At 59.4% G+C, this 18,445-nt stretch carries 16 protein-coding genes; 15 read left to right on the forward strand and 1 reads right to left on the reverse strand.

Annotation, left to right across the window (positions count from 1 at the left end; translation table 11 throughout):
- Window positions 1-262: 262 nt before the first annotated feature.
- Window positions 263-1,024, forward strand: a complete 762-nt coding sequence (locus AD668_RS19615) for a secretin N-terminal domain-containing protein (protein WP_053161447.1) — start codon at window positions 263-265, stop codon at window positions 1,022-1,024.
- A 472-nt stretch (window positions 1,025-1,496) separates the two neighbouring features.
- On the forward strand, window positions 1,497-2,822 hold the full coding sequence (aceA, locus tag AD668_RS19620; protein WP_034146910.1) for an isocitrate lyase: 1,326 nt from the start codon (window positions 1,497-1,499) through the stop codon (window positions 2,820-2,822).
- A gap of 163 nt (window positions 2,823-2,985) precedes the next feature.
- Here aceA and AD668_RS19625 read toward each other — a convergent pair whose 3' ends face one another.
- On the reverse strand, window positions 2,986-3,975 hold the full coding sequence (locus AD668_RS19625; protein ID WP_256220729.1) for an MFS transporter: 990 nt from the start codon (window positions 3,973-3,975) through the stop codon (window positions 2,986-2,988).
- A gap of 95 nt (window positions 3,976-4,070) precedes the next feature.
- Here AD668_RS19625 and AD668_RS30065 point away from each other — a divergent pair, with 95 nt between their 5' ends.
- The 13 genes from AD668_RS30065 (at window position 4,071) to nuoM (ending at window position 18,444) form a co-directional block, all read left to right on the forward strand.
- A complete protein-coding gene (locus AD668_RS30065) occupies window positions 4,071-4,373 on the forward strand; it encodes a hypothetical protein (RefSeq protein ID WP_256220730.1) in 303 nt (100 codons plus the stop codon).
- 603 nt (window positions 4,374-4,976) lie between these two features.
- Window positions 4,977-5,390: an NADH-quinone oxidoreductase subunit A gene (locus AD668_RS19630; RefSeq protein ID WP_003223812.1), complete on the forward strand. Its 414-nt coding sequence runs from the start codon at window positions 4,977-4,979 to the stop codon at window positions 5,388-5,390.
- A 10-nt stretch (window positions 5,391-5,400) separates the two neighbouring features.
- Window positions 5,401-6,075, forward strand: a complete 675-nt coding sequence (locus AD668_RS19635) for an NADH-quinone oxidoreductase subunit B family protein (protein WP_007946424.1) — start codon at window positions 5,401-5,403, stop codon at window positions 6,073-6,075.
- A gap of 72 nt (window positions 6,076-6,147) precedes the next feature.
- Window positions 6,148-7,932: an NADH-quinone oxidoreductase subunit C/D gene (gene nuoC / locus AD668_RS19640; RefSeq protein WP_053161448.1), complete on the forward strand. Its 1,785-nt coding sequence runs from the start codon at window positions 6,148-6,150 to the stop codon at window positions 7,930-7,932.
- A gap of 2 nt (window positions 7,933-7,934) precedes the next feature.
- Complete coding sequence (nuoE, locus tag AD668_RS19645; RefSeq protein WP_008020715.1) at window positions 7,935-8,432, forward strand: NADH-quinone oxidoreductase subunit NuoE; 498 nt, start codon at window positions 7,935-7,937, stop codon at window positions 8,430-8,432.
- Complete coding sequence (nuoF, locus tag AD668_RS19650) at window positions 8,429-9,784, forward strand: NADH-quinone oxidoreductase subunit NuoF (protein WP_053161449.1); 1,356 nt, start codon at window positions 8,429-8,431, stop codon at window positions 9,782-9,784. Before nuoE ends, nuoF begins: the two co-directional genes overlap by 4 nt.
- A 137-nt stretch (window positions 9,785-9,921) precedes the next feature.
- The gene (gene nuoG, locus AD668_RS19655) at window positions 9,922-12,636 is read left to right on the forward strand and encodes an NADH-quinone oxidoreductase subunit NuoG (protein ID WP_053161450.1); all 2,715 of its coding nucleotides are present in this window, start codon (window positions 9,922-9,924) and stop codon (window positions 12,634-12,636) included.
- Window positions 12,633-13,640: an NADH-quinone oxidoreductase subunit NuoH gene (gene nuoH / locus AD668_RS19660; protein ID WP_053161451.1), complete on the forward strand. Its 1,008-nt coding sequence runs from the start codon at window positions 12,633-12,635 to the stop codon at window positions 13,638-13,640. Before nuoG ends, nuoH begins: the two co-directional genes overlap by 4 nt.
- 12 nt (window positions 13,641-13,652) lie before the next feature.
- Window positions 13,653-14,198, forward strand: a complete 546-nt coding sequence (nuoI, locus tag AD668_RS19665; RefSeq protein WP_177330210.1) for an NADH-quinone oxidoreductase subunit NuoI — start codon at window positions 13,653-13,655, stop codon at window positions 14,196-14,198.
- Between the two features lie 9 nt (window positions 14,199-14,207).
- A complete protein-coding gene (gene nuoJ / locus AD668_RS19670; RefSeq protein ID WP_053161453.1) occupies window positions 14,208-14,711 on the forward strand; it encodes an NADH-quinone oxidoreductase subunit J in 504 nt (167 codons plus the stop codon).
- A gap of 2 nt (window positions 14,712-14,713) precedes the next feature.
- On the forward strand, window positions 14,714-15,022 hold the full coding sequence (gene nuoK, locus AD668_RS19675; protein WP_007946416.1) for an NADH-quinone oxidoreductase subunit NuoK: 309 nt from the start codon (window positions 14,714-14,716) through the stop codon (window positions 15,020-15,022).
- Window positions 15,019-16,872, forward strand: coding sequence for an NADH-quinone oxidoreductase subunit L (nuoL, locus tag AD668_RS19680; RefSeq protein WP_053161454.1), 1,854 nt, complete (start codon window positions 15,019-15,021; stop codon window positions 16,870-16,872). The genes nuoK and nuoL overlap by 4 nt, the downstream gene beginning before the upstream one ends.
- A gap of 39 nt (window positions 16,873-16,911) precedes the next feature.
- Complete coding sequence (gene nuoM / locus AD668_RS19685; protein ID WP_053161455.1) at window positions 16,912-18,444, forward strand: NADH-quinone oxidoreductase subunit M; 1,533 nt, start codon at window positions 16,912-16,914, stop codon at window positions 18,442-18,444.
- The last annotated feature ends 1 nt before the right edge of the window (window position 18,445 follow it).

Genomic DNA, 18,445 nt, shown 5'->3' on the forward strand with positions numbered 1-18,445 from the left:
GAGCTTGCTCCCTCGCCACAAAAGCTGCATGCAAACATCACAAAACGCCCCGCCATCTTCGGATGCCGGGGCGTTTTGCTGTCTACCATTCAACTTGCCCCATCCAAGGCCGACAAACTGGCACTATCAACACCTGTAGGAGTGAGCTTGCTCGCGATGAACTTGAGGGCGCCGCATTCTTTCCAGACAACGCGCGATATCGTTCACGCCCATCGCGAGCAAGCTCGCTCCTACACACACCACAAAGTCGGAGATAACGGATATGTCCCTACGCACCCTGCTCACCACCCTACTGGTGACCTGCAGTTTTTCGGTCATGGCAGCCACCGAAATCGTGCCCCTGAACTACCAGACCAGTGCAAATCTGCTGCCGGTGGCGCAGGATTTCATCGGCAAGGACGGCCAAGTCAGCGCTTACGGCAATCAACTCATCGTCAATGCCGATCAACGCAAGATCGACGAACTTAAAGCCCTTATTTCGCAACTCGATACCGCACCCAAGCGCCTGCTGATCACGGTCGACACCAGCGACAGCAACGCTCAGGGTGATCAGGGTTACTCAGTGAACGGCACCAAGCCAAGCCAGACCCGCATCATCAGTTACAGCACCGACAGTCGTGACGGTGGCACCCAGCAAGTGCAGGCCAGTGAAGGCACACCCGCACTGATCCAGGTCGGCCAAAGCGTGCCGCTGACCAGTTCGCAGACCGACTCCTACGGCGACCTGCGCAGTCAGACCGAATACCGCAACGTCACACAAGGTTTCTACGTCACCGCAAACGTCACCGGCGATATCGTCCACCTGTCCATCAGCACCAACCGTGACCGCATGAGCCAGGAACGCCCCGATGTAGTGAACGTGCAAAGCACCGACACAACCGTCACCGGTCGCCTTGGTGAGTGGATCCTGCTGGCCGGGGTAAATGGCCAGACACAAGCCGACAAACAGGGCATGAGCCGCAGCTACGCGACCCAAAGCCGCGACGACATGACCTTGCGGGTAAAAGTCGACACCCTGGACTAAAGCACCAAAAACTGACTGAGGAGTCGTATTAGACCAAAGATGTAGTGCTTGAAAAAAAGCACTACAAAACGTTTGACGAGGCAAAAAAGCGAAGGCATGATGGCCTCGCTCCCGCTAATCAGAGGCCCTGGCAAGGGCCTTCGAGGCGATGTTCGCAACTACCCCGCGAACCGCTTCGTGTCTGTACCGCCTACAAGGTGTGTTTGACGAGGTTGTCGACTGGAACGAAGTTGTCCCGAGGGACGGAAGCGTAATAGGTAACCCGGCACCACACTGATGTTCGTACCAAGGCCCACGACGCCCGAATGCGCCCGCAGTCAGCCTTTACCTGCTCACTTCCCCTCGAGCCCATCGTTCATCCCGTCGCCCTCCCCGCCGGACCCGACCTGACCCCCAAGCTTCTGGTCAGCGAGCGCAGGAATTTTCCACCGCACTACAACTTTTCATAAAAGACGCGACGAGGTTTATCTCCATGGCACTGACACGCGAACAGCAAATTGCAGCCCTCGAAAAAGACTGGGCTGAAAACCCGCGCTGGAAAGGCGTGACACGCACTTACTCCGCTGCTGACGTCGTCCGTCTGCGTGGCTCGGTTCAACCTGAGCACACCTTTGCAAAAATGGGCGCCGAGAAGCTGTGGAACCTGGTCACCCAGGGTGCCAAGCCTGCCTTCCGCCCTGAGAAAGATTTCGTCAACTGCATGGGCGCCCTGACCGGCGGCCAGGCTGTACAACAAGTCAAAGCCGGTATCCAGGCCATCTACCTGTCGGGCTGGCAAGTGGCTGCGGACAACAACTCCGCCGAATCGATGTACCCGGACCAGTCGCTGTACCCGGTGGACTCGGTTCCAACCGTGGTCAAGCGCATCAACAACTCGTTCCGTCGTGCCGACCAGATCCAGTGGAAAGCCGGCAAGAACCCGGGCGACGACGGCTACATCGACTACTTCGCGCCAATCGTTGCTGACGCTGAAGCCGGTTTCGGCGGCGTACTGAACGCTTACGAGCTGATGAAGAGCATGATCGAAGCAGGCGCCGCTGGCGTTCACTTCGAAGACCAACTGGCCTCCGTGAAAAAATGCGGCCACATGGGCGGCAAGGTACTGGTTCCTACCCAGGAAGCCGTACAGAAGCTGACCGCTGCCCGTCTGGCAGCTGACGTTGCCGGTACTCCGACCATCATCCTGGCCCGTACCGACGCCAACGCTGCTGACCTGCTGACTTCGGACTGCGACCCGTACGACCAGCCATTCGTGACCGGCGAACGTACCCAGGAAGGCTTCTACAAAGTACGCGCTGGCCTGGACCAGGCAATCGCCCGCGGCCTGGCTTACGCTCCGTACGCCGACCTGATCTGGTGCGAAACTGCCAAGCCAGACCTGGACGAGGCTCGTCGCTTCGCTGAAGCGATCAAGAAGGAATACCCGGACCAACTGCTGTCGTACAACTGCTCGCCTTCCTTCAACTGGAAGAAAAACCTGGACGACGCGACCATCGCCAAGTTCCAGCGCGAACTGTCAGCCATGGGTTACAAGCACCAGTTCATCACCCTGGCCGGCATTCACAACATGTGGCACAGCATGTTCAACCTGGCGCACGACTACGCCCGCAACGACATGACTGCCTACGTGAAGCTGCAAGAGCAGGAATTCGCTGACGCTTCCAAGGGTTACACCTTCGTGGCGCACCAGCAGGAAGTGGGCACCGGCTACTTCGACGACATGACCACCGTGATCCAGGGTGGCTCGTCCTCGGTAACCGCACTGACCGGTTCGACTGAAGAAGAACAGTTCCACTGATCTGCTTCGCTTGAGTAAACGGCCGCTGCGGACCGAGTAGAAACCGCAGCGCCGCACATCTGACGCCCCGACTGGTTCGGGGCGTTTTTTTTGCCTGCAATTCCACAAGCTCATACAGGAACTGCATCACCGCGGACCGAGTACCGATGACGCAAGCATTACTTCAACTCCTGTCCGGCGAAGGGACACTGGGCACTGCCGCCTTTCTGGCAGCAACCAGAAGACATCCGCCTCCGAACAGAACGCCCACCAGTCCATAGAGGCTCCAGCTGAGCTGAAAGCCGACCTCGGCGATCAAAGAGGCGCCCAGCCCAACGGAAACCATCCTGGCACCCGCCAGCACTGTCGGAATAAGGGAAAAGAGACTGGCCTGGGTTTGCAATGTGGTTTTCTGTGAAATTAACGCCGTGATGTAGGTAATGCCGAGAATCTCACCCAACGTCCAGAAGAACACAAATGACAGGATCAGGACTGTCTGCTCGAAAAAGGCATAGGCACCAAATCCGACACCATAAAAAACCGCCGCCAGAGACAGATTGGCGAACGCCCCAAAACGCGACGTCAACGCAATCAGCGGTTGCGTCAACACGATCACCAGTAGCGCATTGACGATACCTACAGCACCGAACAGGCTGGCGGCCCTCCCCGCCGTTACCACGTCAAGCCATAGAGGCAACTGATACTCACGCTGCGCATCCAGCACCGACAACGCAAAGAACATGGCGCCCGCAACGACCACCATCCTTGGCACGGCGATCATCGCGCCGAGAGAAAATCCTCTGCTATCGAGCACAGCGCTATTACGTTCCGGCAGCGTCAGCATGGCACTGGCTAAAAAGCACAACAGACTCACTGCCATCGCAAAGAGCATCAGGTAGCGACTGTCGAGGCCGAGCAAATACCCACCGACCACAAACAGCAGCGCACCTCCCAGATTACTGGCCAGGTGCAAATAGCCAAATGAGGCGATACGGTTGCCTTCATCCGCCACCAAGGACGTAAGCACACTGAACACGGGAGTGATCAGGCCCGCACACAGCATGAACATCAACACCATCGCAATGGAAGCGATTGACGTGCCGGACACGGCAGCGAACAACAAAAAAACGACGAACAGGACGAGGTACCCATCAAAAGCACTCGGAATGAACAACGCCCGACCAGCGCCCCACCCAACAGATTGCCCACCAGATAGAACGCCGACATCAGCGTGATCACCAAGGCCACCGCCGAACCGCTGAGCTGATAATGACGCTGGAAAAACAAGGCCGCGAAAGGCCCCAAGGCATTGGACATGACGAACAGCAGCCGGAGCAAAACGATATTGCGCATCCCTTCGGCCAGACCGATCAATTTCAGTGGGTGACGTCCTTTCATCCATTGCGCCCCGAGTTTGAACCTTTACCTGTGAGAAAGCGCTGGCAAGGGGACCGTCGTGCGGCCCCTGCAGTCAGACCGAATGCGACTTCGATGCCAGCTATCCAGCTTTTGAATCTACGTGACAACCGCCCGCTGCCAACCTTGAAACATCAAGCGTTAACCCATGTTTAAGAAAGGTCGCTCGTTTGAAAATGAATGATCCGTAGGAAATTTCCGAAAAACTCCGGCCCCGTAGGAGCTGCCGAGTGAAACGAGGCTGCGATCTTTTGCCTTGTTTCTAAAAAGCAGATCACAAAATCGCAGCCTCGCTTCACTCGGCAGCTCCTACAGGATGAATGGGCCGGGAGGGGGCAGCAGGTCGGCGACAAAGGAGTAAAATCAAATCAGGCGCCCCCGATCGCCCGAAATCCACCAAACCCCACCCCACCACTACTTGCAAATCCCCCCCTATAAGACAACTTCCCAACTCCCCACCAAACAAACACTTTAAAATCCACGACAAACAATACTGATTATCATTTAGATATAACTTTATTCGTTACATTCCCAACAAAACATATTTTCAAAAAAACCCGGATAATGCCCACGAGGCAAGGGCTACGGCGCTTTCACCCCTGGCTATGTCCTTATTCCTATAATTAATTTCGCTATAGGAATTTTACTTGTCGGGTGTTTAGCCATAAAATCAGCGGGATTGATTGCTGCGACATATCGTCACTGCGTTGTTACTTTTTCAAGCTCAGAGACCTTTGCTCTCTGTTAAGGATTACCAGCATGCCCGAAGCGACAGGACTCATGGCCCACAACTGGGGCTTTGCCATTTTCCTTCTAGGCGTCGTCGGCCTCTGCGCCTTCATGCTGGGCGTCTCCAGCCTCCTTGGGTCAAAAGCCTGGGGCCGCAGCAAAAACGAACCGTTCGAGTCCGGCATGCTACCTACAGGTGGCGCCCGCTTGCGGCTCTCAGCCAAATTCTATCTGGTCGCGATGCTCTTCGTGATCTTCGATATCGAAGCCCTCTTTCTCTTTGCATGGTCTGTGTCCGTCCGCGAAAGCGGCTGGACCGGATTCGTCGAAGCTCTCGTTTTCATAGCAATTCTGTTGGCAGGCCTTGTCTACCTATTCCGAGTGGGCGCCCTTGACTGGGCTCCGGAAGCTCGGCGCAAGCGGCAAGCGAAGCTGAAACAATGAGGCTTTGGCAATGCAATACAATCTCACCAGGATCGACCCCGATGCTCCTAACGAGCAGTATCCGATTGGCGAACGGGAAACCGTTTCCGATCCGTTAGAAGATCAAGTCCACAAAAACATTTTCATGGGCAAGCTCGAAGACGTGCTTAACGGCACGATCAACTGGGGACGCAAGAACTCCCTGTGGCCGTATAACTTCGGTCTTTCGTGCTGCTACGTGGAAATGACCACCGCCTTCACGGCGCCCCACGACATCGCGCGCTTTGGCGCCGAGGTTATCCGGGCATCGCCGCGTCAGGCGGATTTCATGGTTATCGCCGGTACCTGCTTCATCAAGATGGCGCCGATCATTCAGCGTCTCTACGAGCAAATGCTCGAGCCTAAATGGGTCATCTCCATGGGTTCGTGCGCCAACTCCGGTGGCATGTACGACATCTACTCGGTCGTTCAAGGGGTGGACAAGTTCCTGCCCGTGGACGTCTACGTGCCTGGCTGCCCGCCCCGCCCTGAAGCTTTCCTGCAAGGCTTGATGCTGTTGCAGGAGTCGATTGGCCAGGAGCGTCGTCCACTTTCCTGGGTCGTTGGCGATCAAGGCGTTTATCGCGCCGAGATGCCTTCCGAAAAGGAAAAGCGCCGCGAACAGCGTATCGCAGTCACCAACCTGCGCAGCCCCGACGAAGTCTGATCCAGATCTGCTTCTTTAATAGAACGAGAAACTGGCTTCATTCTTTACGTTGACCGAAAGCGATAAATAACCATGACTACAGGCAGTGCTCTGTACATCCCGCCTTACAAGGCAGACGACCAGGATGTGGTCGTCGAACTGAACAACCGTTTTGGCCCGGAGGCGTTCACCGCCCAGCCTACCCGCACCGGCATGCCGGTGCTTTGGGTTGCCCGTGCCAAACTCGTCGAAGTCCTGACCTTCCTGCGCAACCTGCCCAAGCCGTACGTCATGCTCTATGACCTGCACGGCGTGGACGAGCGTCTGCGCACCAAGCGTCAAGGGCTGCCAAGCGGCGCCGACTTCTCCGTGTTCTACCACTTGATGTCGATCGAGCGTAACAGCGACGTCATGATCAAGGTCGCGCTGTCCGAAAGCGATCTCAGTCTGCCGACCGTCACCAGCATCTGGCCGAACGCCAACTGGTACGAGCGCGAAGTCTGGGACATGTACGGCATCGACTTCAAAGGCCACCCGCACCTGACGCGCATCATGATGCCGCCGACCTGGGAAGGTCACCCGCTGCGCAAGGACTTCCCGGCCCGTGCCACCGAGTTCGATCCGTTCAGCCTGACGCTGGCCAAGCAACAGCTCGAGGAAGAAGCCGCGCGCTTCAAGCCTGAAGACTGGGGCATGAAGCGTTCCGGCCCGAACGAGGACTACATGTTCCTCAACCTCGGCCCGAACCACCCTTCGGCGCACGGTGCATTCCGCATCATCCTGCAGCTGGACGGTGAAGAGATCGTCGATTGCGTTCCGGACATCGGTTACCACCACCGTGGTGCCGAGAAGATGGCCGAGCGTCAGTCCTGGCACAGCTTCATCCCGTACACCGACCGTATCGACTACCTCGGCGGCGTGATGAACAACCTGCCGTACGTGCTCTCGGTCGAGAAGCTGGCCGGCATCAAGGTGCCGGAGAAGGTCGACGTCATCCGCATCATGATGGCCGAATTCTTCCGGATCACCAGCCACCTGTTGTTCCTGGGTACCTACATCCAGGACGTCGGCGCCATGACCCCGGTGTTCTTCACCTTCACCGACCGCCAGAAGGCGTACACGGTGATCGAAGCCATTACCGGTTTCCGTCTGCACCCGGCCTGGTACCGCATCGGTGGTGTCGCCCACGACCTGCCTCGTGGCTGGGAAAAACTGGTTAAAGACTTCGTCGAGTGGATGCCAAAGCGTCTGGACGAATACCAGAAAGCCGCACTGGACAACAGCATCCTGCGTGGCCGGACCATCGGCGTCGCCGCCTACAACACCAAAGAGGCCCTGGAATGGGGCGTCACCGGTGCCGGCCTGCGTTCGACCGGTTGCGATTTCGACCTGCGTAAAGCGCGTCCGTACTCGGGCTACGAGAACTTCGAATTCGAAGTGCCGCTGGCCGCCAATGGCGATGCCTATGACCGTTGCATCGTGCGCGTCGAAGAAATGCGCCAGAGCATCAAGATCATCGACCAGTGCATGCGCAACATGCCGGAAGGCCCGTACAAGGCGGATCACCCGCTGACCACGCCGCCGCCGAAAGAGCGCACCCTGCAGCACATCGAAACCTTGATCACGCACTTCCTGCAAGTTTCGTGGGGCCCGGTCATGCCGGCCAACGAATCCTTCCAGATGATCGAAGCGACCAAGGGCATCAACAGTTATTACCTGACGAGCGATGGCGGCACCATGAGCTACCGCACCCGGATTCGTACCCCAAGCTTCCCGCACTTGCAGCAGATCCCTTCGGTGATCAAAGGCAGCATGGTCGCGGATTTGATTGCGTACCTGGGTAGTATCGATTTCGTTATGGCCGACGTGGACCGCTAAGCATGAACAGCACGCTTATCCAGACAGACCGTTTCACCTTGAGTGAAACCGAGCGCTCGGCCATCGAGCACGAGTTGCATCACTACGAAGACCCGCGCGCGGCGTCGATCGAAGCCCTGAAGATCGTCCAGAAGGAACGTGGCTGGGTGCCGGACGGCGCTCTGTACGCCATCGGCGAGATCCTCGGCATCCCGGCGAGCGACGTTGAAGGCGTGGCGACGTTCTACAGCCAGATCTTCCGTCAGCCAGTGGGCCGTCACATCATTCGCGTCTGCGACAGCATGGTCTGCTACATCGGCGGCCACGAGTCCGTGGTCAGCGAAATCCAGAGCAAGCTCGGCATCGGCCTGGGTCAAACCACCGCCGACGGTCGTTTCACCCTGCTGCCGGTCTGCTGCCTCGGCAACTGCGACAAGGCGCCGGCGTTGATGATCGACGACGACACGTTCGGTGATGTGCAGCCAGCAGGCGTTGCCAAATTGCTCGAGGGCTACGTATGACCCTGACTTCTTTCGGTCCGGCCAACCGCATCAAGCGTTCGGCCGAGACTCATCCGCTGACCTGGCGTCTGCGTGACGACGGCGAAGCCGTGTGGCTCGACGAGTACCAGGCCAAGAACGGTTATGCCGCTGCACGCAAGGCTTTCGCCGACATGGCTCAGGACGACATCGTCCAGACCGTGAAAGACGCAGGCCTCAAGGGCCGTGGCGGTGCAGGCTTCCCCACTGGCGTTAAGTGGGGCCTGATGCCCAAGGACGAATCCATCAACATCCGCTACCTGCTGTGCAACGCGGATGAAATGGAGCCGAACACCTGGAAAGACCGCATGCTGATGGAGCAACTGCCCCATCTGCTGATCGAAGGCATGCTGATCAGTGCTCGCGCGCTGAAAACCTACCGTGGCTACATCTTCCTGCGTGGCGAATACACCACCGCCGCCAAGCACCTGAACCGTGCCGTGGAAGAAGCCAAGGCGGCGGGCCTGCTGGGCAAGAACATTCTGGGCAGCGGCTTCGATTTCGAGCTGTTCGTCCACACCGGTGCCGGGCGTTACATCTGCGGTGAAGAAACCGCACTGATCAACTCCCTCGAAGGCCGCCGCGCCAACCCGCGCTCCAAGCCGCCCTTCCCTGCCGCCGTAGGCGTGTGGGGCAAGCCGACTTGCGTGAACAACGTTGAAACCCTGTGCAACGTGCCGGCGATCATTGCCGACGGCGTGGACTGGTACAAATCGTTGGCTCGTGAAGGCAGCGAAGACATGGGCACCAAGCTCATGGGCTTTTCCGGCAAGGTCAAGAACCCGGGCCTGTGGGAACTGCCGTTCGGCGTCACCGGTCGCGAGCTGTTCGAAGACTACGCCGGCGGCATGCGCGACGGTTACACGCTCAAGTGCTGGCAGCCTGGCGGCGCCGGTACCGGTTTCCTGTTGCCGGAACACCTGGACGCACAAATGTACGCCGGCGGCATCGCCAAAGTAGGCACCCGTATGGGTACCGGCCTGGCCATGGCGGTGGACGACAGCGTCAACATGGTGTCCCTGCTGCGCAACATGGAGCAGTTCTTCGCCCGCGAATCCTGTGGTTTCTGCACCCCGTGCCGCGATGGCTTGCCATGGAGCGTCAAGCTCCTGATGGCCATCGAGAACGGTGAAGGCCAGCCCGGCGACATCGAGACCCTGCTGGGTCTGGTCGGTTTCCTCGGCCCAGGCAAGACCTTCTGTGCTCACGCACCGGGCGCCGTGGAGCCGTTGGGCAGCGCAATCAAATACTTCCGTCCTGAGTTCGAAGCCGGTATCGCGCCTGTCAGCGCCGCCGTCCCGCCTCTGGCAAGGCCGATCGTAGTCGGCGCGTAAACGCTTAAAAAAGGCGAAGGGTCCGTGCCCTTCGCTTTTCGTGTGATGACGCCTTTAACGGCTGTGTTGATTCACGCGGATAACAAGATTCCATTAGCCACGCCCGCTGACACCGGGCCAACGAAGAACTTTGAACCATGGCCACTATCCACGTAGACGGCAAAGAGCTCGAAGTCGATGGGGCAGACAACCTGTTACAGGCATGTCTGTCGCTAGGCCTCGATATTCCTTATTTCTGCTGGCACCCTGCCCTAGGCAGCGTTGGCGCTTGCCGCCAGTGCGCGGTCAAGCAGTACACCGACGAGAACGACACCCGTGGTCGTATCGTGATGTCCTGCATGACGCCTGCCACCGACGGCACCTGGATCTCCATCGAAGATGAAGAATCCAAGGCCTTTCGCGCCAGTGTTGTTGAATGGTTGATGACCAACCACCCTCACGACTGCCCGGTCTGTGAAGAAGGCGGTCACTGCCACCTGCAAGACATGACGGTAATGACCGGCCACAACGAGCGCCGTTACCGCTTCACCAAGCGTACCCACCAGAACCAGCAACTGGGCCCGTTCATTTCCCACGAAATGAACCGCTGCATCGCTTGCTACCGCTGCGTGCGCTTCTATAAAGACTACGCTGGCGGCACCGACCTCGGTGTATTCGGCGCCCACGACAACGTGTACTTCGGTCGCGTTGAAGACGGCACCCTGGAAAGCGAGTTCTCCGGCAACCTCACCGAGGTCTGCCCGACCGGTGTGTTCACCGACAAGACTCACTCCGAGCGCTACAACCGCAAGTGGGACATGCAGTTCTCGCCGAGCATCTGCCATGGCTGCTCCAGCGGTTGCAACATCTCCCCGGGCGAACGTTACGGCGAACTGCGTCGCATCGAAAACCGTTTCAACGGTTCGGTGAACCAGTACTTCCTGTGCGACCGTGGCCGTTTCGGCTATGGCTACGTCAACCGCGAAGACCGCCCGCGTCAGCCATTGCTGGCCAACGGCGCCAAGCTGAGCCTCGACGAAGCGCTGGATAAAGCTGCCGACCTGCTGCGCGGTCGCAACATCGTCGGTATCGGTTCGCCTCGCGCCAGCCTCGAAAGCAACTACGCGTTGCGCGAGCTGGTCGGTGCCGAGCACTTCTACTCGGGTATCGAAGCGTCCGAACTGGAACGCATCCGTCTGGTCCTGCAGGTGCTCAAAGACAGCCCGCTGCCGGTACCGAACATGCGTGACATCGAAGACCACGACGCCGTGTTCGTCCTCGGTGAAGACCTGACTCAAACTGCTGCGCGCATGGCCCTGTCCCTGCGTCAATCGGTCAAAGGCAAAGCTGAAGACATGGCCGACGCCATGCGCGTTCAGCCTTGGCTCGACGCCGCGGTGAAGAACATCGGTCAGCACGCGCTGAACCCGCTGTTCATCGCCAGCCTGGCTGAAACCAAACTCGACGACATCGCCGAAGAGTGCGTTCACGCCGCTCCAGACGACCTGGCCCGCATCGGTTTCGCCGTGGCTCACGCCCTCGACGCCAGCGCACCGGCCGTTGAAGGCCTGGACGCCGAAGCCCTCGAACTGGCCAAGCGCATCGCCGACGCCCTGCTCGCGGCCAAGCGCCCACTGATCATCGCCGGCACTTCCCTGGGCTCCAAAGCCCTGATCGAAGCCGCCGCGAACATCGCCAAAGCGTTGAAGCTGCGCGAGAAGAACGGTTCCATCAGCCTGATCGTGCCGGAGGCCAACAGCCTCGGCCTGGCCATGCTCGGTGGTGAATCGGTCGACGCCGCGCTGCAAGCCGTGATCGACGGTAAAGCCGACGCCATCGTCGTGCTGGAAAACGATCTGTACACCCGTACCGACAAAACCAAGGTTGATGCCGCCCTGACCGCCGCGAAAGTGGTGATCGTTGCCGACCATCAGAAGACTGCCACCAGCGACCGCGCGCACCTGGTTCTGCCGGCCGCCAGCTTCGCCGAGGGCGACGGTACGCTGGTCAGCCAGGAAGGCCGCGCCCAGCGCTTCTTCCAGGTTTTCGATCCGAAGTACATGGATGCCAGCATCCTGGTTCACGAAGGCTGGCGCTGGCTGCATGCCCTGCGCGCCACCCTGCTGAACCAGCCGATTGACTGGACCCAGCTGGACCACGCCACCGCCGCCGTTGCTTCGAGCACGTCGATCCTCAATCGCATCGTCGATGCCGCACCGTCCGCCGCGTTCCGCATCAAGGGCATGAAACTGGCCCGCGAACCGCTGCGTTACTCCGGTCGTACCGCCATGCGCGCCGACATCAGCGTGCACGAACCGCGTACCCCGCAAGACAAGGACACCGCGTTTGCCTTCTCGATGGAAGGTTACTCGGGCTCGGCCGAACCGCGTCAGCAAGTGCCATTCGCCTGGTCTCCGGGCTGGAACTCGCCGCAAGCCTGGAACAAGTTCCAGGACGAAGTCGGTGGTCACATCCGCGCTGGCGACCCGGGCACCCGCCTGATCGAAAGCGCTGGTGATTCGCTGAACTGGTTCGCCAGTGTTCCGCGCGCGTTCAACCCTGCTCCAGGTACCTGGCAGGTTGTGCCGTTCTTCCACCTGTTCGGCAGCGAAGAGAACTCTTCCAAAGCCGCTCCGGTTCAGGAACGCATTCCGGCGGCTTATGTTGCACTGGCCAAGTCCGAAGCCGACCGTCTGGGCGTCAACGACGGTGCCATGCTGAGCCTGAACGTGGCCGGCCAGACCCTGCGTCTGCCGCTGCGCATCAACGAAGAGCTGGGCGCCGGTCTGGTCGCACTGCCTGCGGGCATCGCCGGCATTCCGCCAGCGATCTTTGGCAAATCCGTTGACGGTCTGCAGGAGGCAGCTCAATGACCTGGTTCACTCCTGAAGTGATCGACGTGATCATCGCGGTCCTCAAGGCCGTGGTGATTCTGCTCGCCGTGGTGGTGTGCGGTGCCCTGCTCAGCTGGGTCGAGCGTCGTCTGCTCGCCCTCTGGCAGGACCGTTACGGTCCGAACCGCGTGGGTCCGTTCGGCGCGTTCCAGATCGCCGCCGACATGATCAAGATGTTCTTCAAGGAAGACTGGACGCCTCCATTCGCCGACAAGATGATCTTCACCCTGGCACCGGTAGTCGCCATGAGCGCCCTGCTGATTGCCTTCGCGATCATCCCGATCACCCCGACCTGGGGCGTGGCGGACATCAACATCGGCATCCTGTTCTTCTTCGCCATGGCTGGCCTGTCGGTCTACGCGGTGCTGTTCGCCGGTTGGTCGAGCAACAACAAGTTTGCCCTGCTGGGCAGCTTGCGGGCCTCGGCACAAACCGTGTCGTACGAAGTGTTCATGGGCCTGTCGCTGATGGGCATCGTGATCCAGGTCGGCTCGTTCAACATGCGCGACATCGTTGAATACCAAGCGCAGAACCTGTGGTTCATCATTCCGCAGATCTTCGGTTTCCTGACCTTCTTCATCGCTGGCGTCGCCGTGACTCACCGTCACCCGTTCGACCAGCCGGAAGCGGAACAGGAACTGGCCGACGGTTACCACATTGAATACGCCGGCATGAAATGGGGCATGTTCTTCGTCGGCGAGTACATCGGTATCGTGCTGATTTCGGCGCTGCTGGTGACCTTGTTCTTCGGTGGCTGGCACGGTCCGTTCGGCATCCTGCCGCAGATCCCGTTCATCTGGTTCGCACTGAAAACCGCGTTCTTCATCATGATCTTCATTCTGTTGCGCGCCTCGATTCCGCGCCCACGGTATGACCAAGTGATGGATTTCAGCTGGAAGTTCTGCTTGCCGCTGACCCTCGTCAACATGCTGGTGACCGCTGCGATCGTGTTGCTCAACACGCCCGCCGTCGCGGCTCAGTGAGGATAGAGAATCATGAAGTACATATTTGACATCGTGCATGGCTTCTACACCCAGCTTCGCAGCCTGGTGATGATTTTCGGCCACGCCTTCCGCAAGCGCGACACGCTGCAGTACCCGGAAGAGGCGGTCTACCTGCCGCCGCGCTACCGTGGGCGTATCGTCCTGACCCGCGACCCTGACGGTGAAGAGCGTTGTGTAGCGTGCAACCTGTGCGCCGTGGCGTGCCCGGTCGGTTGCATCTCGCTGCAGAAAGCTGAAACCGAAGACGGTCGCTGGTACCCGGACTTCTTCCGCATCAACTTCTCGCGCTGCATCTTTTGCGGCCTCTGCGAGGAAGCCTGCCCGACCACCGCGATCCAGCTCACGCCGGATTTCGAAATGGCCGAGTTCAAACGTCAGGACCTGGTTTACGAGAAAGAAGATCTGCTGATCTCCGGCCCCGGCAAAAACCCTGATTACAACTTCTATCGTGTTGCAGGTATGGCGATTGCCGGGAAGCCCAAAGGCTCCGCGCAAAATGAAGCCGAACCGATCAACGTGAAGAGCTTGCTGCCTTAAGGAAGAAAGATGGAATTCGCTTTCTATTTCGCATCGGGTATCGCTGTGGTGTCCACGCTTCGCGTGATCACCAACACCAACCCTGTGCACGCCCTGCTCTACCTGATCATTTCGCTGATCGCCGTGGCCATGACGTTCTTTGCCCTCGGCGCACCGTTTGCCGGTGTCCTGGAAGTGATCGCCTACGCTGGCGCCATCATGGTGCTGTTCGTGTTCGTGGTGATGATGCTGAACCTTGGCCCGGCCTCGGTTCAGCAAGAGCGCGTCTGGCTCAAGCCCGGCATCTGGGGCGGGCCCGTCCTGCTCGCCGCGCTGCTGCTGGTAGAACTGCTGTATGTGCTGTTCTCCCACCAGACCGGTGAAGCCATCGGCCACACCACCGTAGACGCCAAGGCCGTGGGCATCAGCCTGTTCGGTCCTTACCTGCTGGTGGTCGAACTCGCCTCGATGCTGCTGCTCGCTGCAGCCGTCACGGCGTTCCACTTGGGCCGCAACGAAGCCAAGGAGCAATGACGATGCCTGCTATCCCTATGGAGCATGGTCTGGCGGTCGCCGGCATCCTGTTCTGCCTCGGTCTGGTCGGCCTGATGGTCCGCCGCAACATTTTGTTTGTGTTGATGAGTCTTGAAGTGATGATGAACGCCTCTGCACTCGCGTTCATCGTTGCCGGTAGCCGCTGGGCGCAGCCGGATGGACAGATCATGTTCATTCTGGTGATCAGCCTGGCAGCCGCCGAGGCCAGTATTGGCCTGGCGATCCTGCTGCAACTGTATCGCCGCTTCCACACGCTCGATATCGACGCTGCCAGTGAGATGCGCGGATGAACCTACTCTTTCTGACTTTCGTATTCCCTCTCATTGGTTTCCTGCTGCTGTCGTTCTCCCGTGGACGCATCTCGGAAAACCTGGCCGCACTGATCGGCGTGGGTTCCATCGGTCTGTCGGCGATCGTTACCGCCTACGTGATCTGGCAATTCAACGTCGCCCCGCCAGAAGGCGGTCACTACACCCAGGTGTTGTGGCAGTGGATGGCGGTGGAAGGCTTCACGCCGAACTTCGCGCTGTATCTGGACGGACTGTCCGTGACCATGCTCGGCGTGGTTGTCGGCGTCGGCTTCCTGATCCACCTGTTCGCGTCCTGGTACATGCGCGGTGAAGACGGTTACTCGCGCTTCTTCGCGTACACCAACCTGTTTATCGCCAGCATGCTGTTCCTGGTGCTGGGCGATAACCTGTTGTTCCTGTACTTCGGCTGGGAAGGCGTGGGCCTGTGCTCGTACCTGTTGATCGGTTTCTACTACAGCAACCGCAACAACGGTAACGCCGCACTCAAGGCCTTCATCGTGACCCGTATCGGTGACGTGTTCATGGCCATCGGCCTGTTCATTCTGTTTGCCCAACTGGGCACGCTGAACGTCCAGGAACTGCTGGTGCTGGCACCGCAGAAATTCCAGGCCGGCGACTTCTGGATGGTCATGGCCACCCTGATGCTGCTCGGTGGTGCTGTCGGTAAATCCGCGCAACTGCCGCTGCAAACCTGGCTGGCGGACGCGATGGCAGGTCCTACCCCGGTTTCGGCACTGATCCACGCGGCAACCATGGTGACCGCCGGTGTCTACCTGATCGCCCGTACCCACGGCCTGTTCACCCTGGCGCCGGAAATCCTGCACCTGGTGGGCATCGTTGGCGGCGTGACCCTGGTTCTGGCGGGCTTCGCAGCCCTGGTTCAGACCGACATCAAGCGTATCCTCGCCTACTCGACCATGAGCCAGATCGGCTACATGTTCCTGGCCCTGGGCGTTGGTGCCTGGGACGGCGCGATCTTTCACCTGATGACCCACGCCTTCTTCAAGGCCCTGCTGTTCCTTGCTTCCGGTGCGGTGATCGTTGCCTGCCACCACGAGCAGAACATCTTCAAGATGGGCGGTCTGTGGAAGAAACTGCCACTGGCCTACGCCAGCTTCATCGTCGGCGGCGCGGCCCTGGCGGCCCTGCCTCTGGTCACCGCGGGCTTCTACTCCAAGGACGAAATCCTCTGGGAAGCGTTCGCCAGCGGCAACAACGGTCTGCTCTACGCAGGTCTGGTCGGCGCGTTCATGACCTCGCTGTACACCTTCCGCCTGATCTTCATCGCGTTCCACGGTGAAGCGAAGACCGAAGCCCACGCCGGTCACGGCATTGCCCACTGGCTGCCGCTGTCGGTGCTGATCGTATTGTCGACCTTCATCGGCGCGATGATCGTTCCACCGCTGCACGGCGTGCTGCCACAAAGCGTCGGTCATGCCGGCGGCGAAGCCAAGCACAGCCTGGAAATCGCTTCGGGCGCCATCGCCCTGGCCGGTATCCTGCTGGCTGCGCTGCTGTTCCTCGGCAAGCGTCGCTTCGTCACCGCCATCGCCAACAGCGGCATCGGCCGTTTCCTCTCGGCCTGGTGGTTCGCTGCCTGGGGCTTCGACTGGATCTACGACAAACTGTTCGTCAAGCCTTACCTGGCGATCAGCCACATCCTGCGCAAAGACCCGCTCGACCAGACCATCGGTCTGATCCCGCGCATGGCCAAAGGCGGTCACACCGCCCTGAGCCGTACCGAGACCGGTCAACTGCGTTGGTATGCCGCCTCGATGGCTGCGGGTGCCGTGCTGGTCATTGGCGCTGTCGTGCTGGTAGCGGTCTGACATGAACCTTGCGAATTTGCGAAAGGAAACGAACCCGTCATGATTCTGCCTTGGCTAATCCTGATTCCCTTCATCGGCGGCCTGCTGTGCTGGATGGGTGAGCGCTTCGGCTCTACCCTCCCACGCTGGATTGCGCTGTTGACCATGTCCCTGGAACTCGCACTCGGCCTCTGGCTGTGGTCCCAGGGCGACTATTCATTTGCTCCGGCGCCTGGCGCCGATCCGACCTGGGTGCTTGAGTTCAAGCATGTCTGGATCCAGCGTTTCGGCATCAGCGTGCACCTGGCCCTCGACGGCCTGTCGCTGCTGATGATCCTGCTGACCGGTCTGCTGGGTGTGCTCTCGGTACTCTGCTCGTGGAAAGAAATTCAACGTCACGTTGGCTTCTTCCACCTGAACCTGATGTGGATCCTGGGCGGTGTCGTCGGCGTGTTCCTCGCCCTCGACCTGTTCATGTTCTTCTTCTTCTGGGAAATGATGCTGGTGCCGATGTACTTCCTCATCGCGCTCTGGGGTCACAGTTCTTCGGACGGCAAGAAAACCCGGATCTACGCGGCAACCAAGTTCTTCATCTTCACTCAGGCTTCCGGCCTGATCATGCTGGTGGCGATCCTGGGTCTGGTACTGGTCAACTTCAACGAAACCGGCGTGATTACGTTCAACTACGCCGACCTGTTGAAAACCAAGATGTCGATGACCACCGAGTACATCCTGATGCTCGGCTTCTTCATTGCCTTCGCAGTCAAGCTGCCGGTCGTACCGTTCCACTCCTGGTTGCCTGACGCTCACGCCCAGGCGCCGACCGCAGGTTCCGTCGACCTCGCCGGTATCTTGCTGAAGACCGCGGCCTACGGCCTGCTGCGTTTCGCCCTGCCGCTGTTCCCGAATGCCTCGGCAGAGTTCGCGCCGATCGCCATGACCCTGGGTCTGATCGGGATCTTCTACGGTGCGTTCCTGGCGTTCGCGCAAACCGACATCAAGCGTCTGATTGCCTTCTCGTCCGTTTCCCACATGGGCTTCGTACTGATCGGCATTTACTCCGGCAGCCAACTGGCACTGCAAGGTGCAGTGATGCAGATGCTGGCGCACGGTCTGTCGGCAGCCGCACTCTTTATCCTGAGTGGCCAGCTGTACGAACGCACCCACACCCGCGACATGCGTGAAATGGGTGGCCTGTGGTCGAAGATCGCTTACCTGCCGGCCCTGAGCCTGTTCTTCGCCGCCGCGTCGCTGGGCTTGCCGGGTACCGGTAACTTCGTCGGTGAGTTCCTGATCCTGATCGGCACGTTCCCTGCTGCGCCGTTGGTCACCATCATCGCGACGTCCGGCCTGGTGTTCGGTTCGGTCTACTCGCTGATCATGATTCACCGTGCGTACTTCGGCCCGTCCAAATCGGACGCGGTGCTGCATGGCATGGACGGTCGCGAACTGATCATGGTGGTCGGACTGGCTGCATTGCTGATCTACATCGGCGTGTACCCACAACCGTTCCTCGATACCTCTGCCGCGACGATGCATGGCGTGCAGCAGTGGCTCGGCACCGCCTTCACTCAACTCGCTTCGGCCCGGTAAG

Origin of the sequence: Pseudomonas sp. P1.8, from assembly GCF_001269805.1 — a bacterium.
Lineage (GTDB): Bacteria > Pseudomonadota > Gammaproteobacteria > Pseudomonadales > Pseudomonadaceae > Aquipseudomonas.

Bases quoted from the DNA above. Each gene is read 5' to 3' on its own strand.
- AD668_RS19615 (WP_053161447.1), top strand. From the start codon at position 263: ATGTCCCTACGCACCCTGCTCACCACCCTACTGGTGACCTGCAGTTTT.
- AD668_RS30065 (WP_256220730.1), top strand. From the start codon at position 4,071: ATGACGCTGGAAAAACAAGGCCGCGAAAGGCCCCAAGGCATTGGACAT.
- nuoI (WP_177330210.1), top strand. From the start codon at position 13,653: ATGAAGTACATATTTGACATCGTGCATGGCTTCTACACCCAGCTTCGC.
- nuoF (WP_053161449.1), top strand. From the start codon at position 8,429: ATGACCCTGACTTCTTTCGGTCCGGCCAACCGCATCAAGCGTTCGGCC.
- nuoJ (WP_053161453.1), top strand. From the start codon at position 14,208: ATGGAATTCGCTTTCTATTTCGCATCGGGTATCGCTGTGGTGTCCACG.
- nuoE (WP_008020715.1), top strand. From the start codon at position 7,935: ATGAACAGCACGCTTATCCAGACAGACCGTTTCACCTTGAGTGAAACC.
- nuoL (WP_053161454.1), top strand. From the start codon at position 15,019: ATGAACCTACTCTTTCTGACTTTCGTATTCCCTCTCATTGGTTTCCTG.
- nuoM (WP_053161455.1), top strand. From the start codon at position 16,912: ATGATTCTGCCTTGGCTAATCCTGATTCCCTTCATCGGCGGCCTGCTG.
- AD668_RS19630 (WP_003223812.1), top strand. From the start codon at position 4,977: ATGCCCGAAGCGACAGGACTCATGGCCCACAACTGGGGCTTTGCCATT.
- nuoC (WP_053161448.1), top strand. From the start codon at position 6,148: ATGACTACAGGCAGTGCTCTGTACATCCCGCCTTACAAGGCAGACGAC.
- aceA (WP_034146910.1), top strand. From the start codon at position 1,497: ATGGCACTGACACGCGAACAGCAAATTGCAGCCCTCGAAAAAGACTGG.
- nuoG (WP_053161450.1), top strand. From the start codon at position 9,922: ATGGCCACTATCCACGTAGACGGCAAAGAGCTCGAAGTCGATGGGGCA.
- AD668_RS19635 (WP_007946424.1), top strand. From the start codon at position 5,401: ATGCAATACAATCTCACCAGGATCGACCCCGATGCTCCTAACGAGCAG.
- nuoH (WP_053161451.1), top strand. From the start codon at position 12,633: ATGACCTGGTTCACTCCTGAAGTGATCGACGTGATCATCGCGGTCCTC.
- nuoK (WP_007946416.1), top strand. From the start codon at position 14,714: ATGCCTGCTATCCCTATGGAGCATGGTCTGGCGGTCGCCGGCATCCTG.